Source organism: Cellvibrio sp., assembly GCF_053579595.1.
In genome coordinates this window covers 1-5,833 of record NZ_JBRFPI010000289.1, presented here as the reverse complement: position 1 = coordinate 5,833, position 5,833 = coordinate 1, and the positions used below count along the sequence as shown (strand labels likewise).

At 45.2% G+C, this 5,833-nt stretch carries 6 protein-coding genes; all 6 read left to right on the top strand.

The genetic code is table 11. The annotated features are described in order from the left end of the window. On the top strand, positions 1-713 hold a 713-nt coding region (gene rsmA, locus ACWA6V_RS15890), incomplete at its 5' end, for a 16S rRNA (adenine(1518)-N(6)/adenine(1519)-N(6))-dimethyltransferase RsmA (RefSeq protein WP_449523406.1). Between the two features lies 1 nt (position 714). Continuing rightward, positions 715-1,083, top strand: a complete 369-nt coding sequence (gene apaG / locus ACWA6V_RS15885) for a Co2+/Mg2+ efflux protein ApaG (RefSeq protein ID WP_449523405.1) — start codon at positions 715-717, stop codon at positions 1,081-1,083. A 44-nt stretch (positions 1,084-1,127) separates the two neighbouring features. Further along, the gene (locus tag ACWA6V_RS15880; protein WP_449523404.1) at positions 1,128-1,940 is read left to right on the top strand and encodes a symmetrical bis(5'-nucleosyl)-tetraphosphatase; all 813 of its coding nucleotides are present in this window, start codon (positions 1,128-1,130) and stop codon (positions 1,938-1,940) included. Between the two features lie 148 nt (positions 1,941-2,088). Next, complete coding sequence (locus tag ACWA6V_RS15875; RefSeq protein ID WP_449523403.1) at positions 2,089-2,928, top strand: putative porin; 840 nt, start codon at positions 2,089-2,091, stop codon at positions 2,926-2,928. A gap of 720 nt (positions 2,929-3,648) precedes the next feature. Further along, positions 3,649-4,809, top strand: coding sequence for a cytochrome c oxidase subunit II (gene coxB, locus ACWA6V_RS15870; RefSeq protein WP_449523402.1), 1,161 nt, complete (start codon positions 3,649-3,651; stop codon positions 4,807-4,809). 3 nt (positions 4,810-4,812) lie between these two features. Continuing rightward, a partial coding sequence (locus ACWA6V_RS15865) for a cbb3-type cytochrome c oxidase subunit I (protein ID WP_449523401.1) occupies positions 4,813-5,833 on the top strand: 1,021 nt, incomplete at its 3' end.

Sequence of the window (5,833 nt, the reverse complement as noted above, 5' to 3'; positions counted from 1 at the left end):
TTGTCGAGATTGGACCAGGTAAAGGTGCGATTACACAGTTGCTCGCTGACAGTTGCGACAATCTAAGTGTGATTGAATTGGACCGCGATCTGGTGCCTTGGTTGAAAGTGAAGTTTGAGCAGCATCCCAACTTCCAATTATTCCAGGCCGATGCGCTGCAATTTGATTTTGCACAATTAATTAAAAATGGCCAGCCGTTGCGTATCGTCGGCAACTTGCCTTATAACATATCTACTCCGCTGATTTTTCATCTCCTTACCTATGCAAACCGTGTGCAAGACATGCACTTTATGTTGCAGAAAGAAGTGGTCAAACGTATGGCGGCGCAACCCGGCGATAGCGCATATGGCCGCTTGGGTATCATGGTGCAATATTATTGCGCGGTAGAAGATTTGTTTGATGTGCCGCCGACCTCGTTTGATCCTGCTCCCAAAGTCGATTCGGCCATTGTGCGTTTGACTCCGCATGCACAATTGCCGCATGTTGCCAACAATATAAAAAGTTTAGAGACACTGGTAAATGTGGCGTTCCAGCAGCGGCGTAAAACCCTGCGCAATTCACTCAAACAATTGCTGACTGCCGAGCAAATGGAAAGCCTGCCGGTGAATTTACAATTGCGCCCGGAAGAAATCAGTTTGCCTGAATATGTCGCAATGAGTAATTTGCTGGGCGAACTTTCATTGAATGGCCAACCATTGAAAGAGGCTGATTAACATGTCGAACATCCAGGTCCTGGTGCGCACCAAATATGTTGAAGCGCAATCCATCCCACTCGAACACCGCTATGTGTACACCTATACCATCACTATCGCGAACAAAAGTGATGTGCCTGCACAATTAATCAGTCGTCACTGGCGCATTACCGACGCCAATGAAAAATTGCAGGAAGTGCAAGGCATGGGGGTGGTTGGCGAGCAGCCGCATCTCAAACCGGGTGAAAGTTACACTTATACCAGTGGTGTAATTCTGGAGACTGAAACAGGAATAATGGAGGGCACTTACCATATGCGTACTGATGAGGGCGCTATGTTTGACGCACCTATTCCTACCTTTGCATTAGTGCCGCCGCACGCGGTACATTAATTTCTCTCCAAACATTTTCGATAAAAAAGTTAGCAGGTATTGATATGGCAACCTATGCAATTGGGGATATTCAAGGCTGTCTTGAACCGCTGCAATGCCTGTTACAGGAAATCAAACTCAATCCATCCAAAGATAAACTCTGGCTCGCAGGTGATTTAATTAATCGTGGGCCGGATACGCTAGAGACACTGCGCTTTTTATATCGGCTGCGCGATTCCATTACCATCGTATTGGGTAATCACGATCTGCATTTCATTGCCGTGTATTACGGTCTGCGCAAGCGCGGAAAAAACGATACCTTGGATGAATTATTGCGCGCACCTGATTGTGCTGATCTGGTTTATTGGCTGCGCCAGCAAAAATTAGTGCATCATGACCCGCGGTTAAATTTTACGATGGTGCATGCGGGCATTCCACCGCAGTGGGATATATCCGAAGCTCTGGCGCATGCGCGCGAAGTGGAAAATGTGTTGCAAACCGACAAGATCGAAACTTTTCTCTCCGGCATGTACGGCAATTTACCCAGCCGTTGGGACAATAATCTTGCAGGCGTTGATCGCCTGCGTTTAATTACTAATTATTTTACGCGCATGCGTTTTTGCAGTGCCGAAGGTGAATTGGAATTGCAGACTAAAGAAAGTGTGGATGCAGCCCCCGTTGGATTTGCGCCATGGTTTTCATTTGCCGAACGCAAAACCTGGGATCAGAGAATTTTGTTTGGCCACTGGGCCGCGCTCGAAGGTCGTACGGATGTAGAAAATGTTTACGCACTCGATACCGGCTGCGTATGGGGTGGCTCGCTCACTGCATTGCGTTTGGAGGATGAACGTTGGTTTGCATGCGATTGCCTCGCGTAATTTTTTCTGCTCTTAATATAAGCGTTCCGCCCAGTAAATAACCTCCATTTGTAACACTCTGTAACGTTCAGGTTCAATTCAATTTTCTCCCTCTAGTATGACTCCAAGCATCACTACAGATGCTGTTGTTTATATCAGAGGATAGATTATGAAATTAAAATTATTGCCTGCCATTATTGCTGCTACCGGTTTTTTAGTTACCCCTTTTGCACTTGCTGCAACCTATCAAAGTGAAATATCGGCCTCTTATGCGGATATTGATGTTAGTGATGATTCCGAAGAAGGTTATTTTGTTGGCCTTGAAGGAACATATTATTTTTCTCCCGTTGACACCAAAAATCATCCGCTCGCGGAAGCGGCATTTATCGAAAAAGCGAGTAATGTTTATTTAGGACTCAACAACTATGAATTCAAAGAGGCTGGCGATCGCCTCGATATCTATCAGCGCACAATAGGTGTTGATTTTTATGTTCCCAATACCCTGTTTTATGTGGGCGCTGGTGTTAATGAATACAAATCCAAATATTCCTGGCCAGCAGAGGGCAGTTTTGACGGGGGCAGTGAATCATCCAAATGGGACTCTAGCTGGTTTGTAAAAGCCGGTATTGCACCTGTGACCGGTTTGTTGGTCTGGTCGGAATTTACTGAAGATGTTGATGTGTCAGATGAGTGGAATATCAATGGTAAATACGTGATTCCTTTGTCCGGTGAACAGGCGTTGAATGTTGAAGCTAGCTATGAAAAATCGAATATTAGTTATGTTGCTGACACTATTACCGGTGCAGTCGATTACTACCTGGATAGGCATTTGAGTCTTGGTGCCGGATTCATTAATAACTCGTATGATTCTGGCAGCGATGATGAGGATAATACTGACTACTTCATTCGTGCCCGCAATTTCTTTACCGACAATATCAGTGCGGAACTGAGTTATACCGATGGTGACTATGAAAGTAGTTTGATGTTGGGCGGTACAATTCGTTTTTAATTATTGTTGACCAACTATTTTACACGCTTGTTAAATGTGTTGATGAAGCGCCAATGCTGTTCCAGATTGGCGTTTTTTGTTATATAAAAAATTTGGTTTAGTTCATAAGCTTTGTTTTAAGAGGATAGCTTGCGTTTTAACTCGATGGGTTTATAGTTAATCCGTCGGGTAGGTATTTATTCTCAGTAGTTTTTAAGCTTAATCGCTCGCTGAAGACGTATGTAACCCGTGTTGTTATTGATGTTGTTGGAATTGAGGTGTCCGGTTTTTCTGGTACGTCCTGTGTTCTGGCTGTGTGTCTTTGATTTTCAAAGGCTTGGGTATTTGAAAAGCGATTTGTATGGGTGCTTTTCAGTAGCTATCCCCGCTTTTTGGCCAGTTGGCTATTTCTGTTGTCAGGTCGCACCTTGTTCTGGTTTTTTGACTGGATTTGTTCACCTGATTCCCGTTGCTGGATGAGTTCCAGCGTCTGTGTGTTGCTACTTGTTTTACTACAAAGTGGTTACTAAAAAAGCGGTGCAATAACAATGGCCAATATTCAGGTCATTCTCTTTGGTTATTGCCGTTCGTTTTGTGCGCATTGTTTTTAATATACCGTTTTTTGAATTGTTGTTATGAGTAGAACAATAATCCTGCATTGACTGTGGGATGGTTTTGCTCATCTGTTTGTTTATACGTTTCCACACCTATAAGACCAAAGCCATAAGAAGGAGTCGTGCAGTGAAACGCTATTTATCCAGCTTGAGATGTGTGGCGAATTATCCGGTGCTGATGTGGATATTATTCATCAGCGCTCCGCTACAGGCGCAAACTGAAAAATACAATATGACACGCGGCGCGACCGATATCAGCCATCAGGTGTATGACCTGCATATGGCGATTTTTTATATCTGCTGTGTCATAGGTGCAATTGTATTTGCGTTGATGTTTTGGTCGATTATCTATCACCGAAAGTCCAAAGGTGCTAAAGCCGAACAGTTTCACGGTAGTTTAAAAATAGAATTGTTATGGACCGCTATACCGGTGGTAATTTTGGTGGTGATGGCCATTCCCGCAAGCAAAACCCTGATTGCGATGGAAGACGCTTCTAAAGCGGATCTCACGGTGTTAGTCACAGGCTCGCAATGGAAATGGCACTACAAATACATGGAATATCCAATTGAATACTATTCCATGCTCGCCACGCCGCGCGACCAGATCGATAACCTCGCGGAAAAAACCGAATTATATTTGCGCGATGTTGATAAGCCTCTCGTACTTCCCACTGGTAAAAAAATTCGTTTTCTGGTGACTGCTGACGATGTAATCCACGCCTGGTGGGTGCCTGCATTTGCGATAAAAAAAGATGCCAACCCCGGTTTTATCAACGAGACCTGGACCAAGGTGGATAAGCCCGGTATCTATCGCGGCCAGTGCGCCGAGCTGTGCGGCAAGGATCACGGTTTTATGCCGATTGTTGTGGATGTAAGGACACCGGAAGAATTTGATCGCTGGGCGGCAGAGCAAGTAGAGCTGCAAGCACAGGCAAAAGCCGAAGCTGAAAAAGCAGCGCAACAAACCCAAAGTATGGAAGAACTGATGGCGCTCGGCCAAAAAACTTACGAAAGCCACTGCGCTATGTGCCATCAAATTTCAGGTGAGGGATTGCCGGGCGCTATTCCCGCGCTCAAAGGTAGCGCCATGGTCACTCAGGATATTGCTGCGCATATTCACATTGTCGTTTATGGAAAACCGGCAACGGCCATGCAGGCATTTGCAAAACAATTAACGCCAAGTGAATTGGCGGCGGTAATTACCTACGAGCGCAATGCCTGGGGGAATAATACCGGTGACTTGGTGCAAGTGGCGGATGTCGCAGCCGCTATAGAAGCAGGGGAATAAATAATGAGCACAGAAAATTCAAGCGCCCTCGATATTAATGATGATCATCATCACGATGACCAGGATCACAAGCCCAAGGGTATTACGCGCTGGTTATATACCACCAACCATAAAGATATAGGCACGCTCTATTTATTATTTGCATTGCTGATGTTGTTTATCGGTGGCAGTTTGGCGATGGTTATTCGCGCAGAATTATTTCAACCGGGATTGCAATTTGTCGATCCACATTTTTTTAATCAGATGACTACAGTGCATGGGCTGGTGATGGTGTTCGGTGCGATTATGCCCGCGTTTGTCGGCCTCGCCAATTGGATGGTGCCGATGATGATAGGCGCACCGGATATGGCACTGCCACGCATGAATAACTGGAGTTTTTGGATTTTACCTTTCTCGTTTTTTATTTTGTTATCGACCTTGTTTATGGAGGGTGGCGGTCCTGCTGCGGGCTGGACTTTTTATGCGCCGCTCTCAACCACCTACAGTAATGACAGCACTGCCTTTTTTGTATTCTCTGTGCACTTGCTCGGCATATCGTCAATCATGGGCGCGATGAATGTCATAGTCACTATTTTTAATTTGCGTGCACCGGGCATGACCTGGATGAAAATGCCGCTGTTTGTATGGACCTGGTTAATTACGGCATTTTTATTGATTGCGGTCATGCCAGTGCTTGCCGGTACTGTGACTATGGTGCTCACTGATAAATATTTTGGCACCAGTTTTTTTAATGCCGCTGGTGGCGGTGATCCGGTTTTATTCCAGCATATTTTTTGGTTTTTCGGGCATCCGGAAGTGTACATCATGATTTTGCCTGCTTTTGGTATTGTCTCCAGCATTATTCCTACGTTTGCGCGCAAACCTTTATTTGGTTATGAATCTATGGTGATCGCCACGGCGAGCATTGCGTTTTTGTCATTTATTGTCTGGGCGCACCATATGTTTACTACCGGTATGCCGGTAGCTGCCGAATTGTTTTTTATGTACACCACTATGTTGATCGCCGTTCCCACAGGAGTAAAAG

Excerpts from the sequence above, each read along its gene's own strand:
- apaG (WP_449523405.1), top strand. The coding sequence starts at position 715 with ATGTCGAACATCCAGGTCCTGGTGCGCACCAAATATGTTGAAGCGCAA.
- ACWA6V_RS15875 (WP_449523403.1), top strand. The coding sequence starts at position 2,089 with ATGAAATTAAAATTATTGCCTGCCATTATTGCTGCTACCGGTTTTTTA.
- ACWA6V_RS15880 (WP_449523404.1), top strand. The coding sequence starts at position 1,128 with ATGGCAACCTATGCAATTGGGGATATTCAAGGCTGTCTTGAACCGCTG.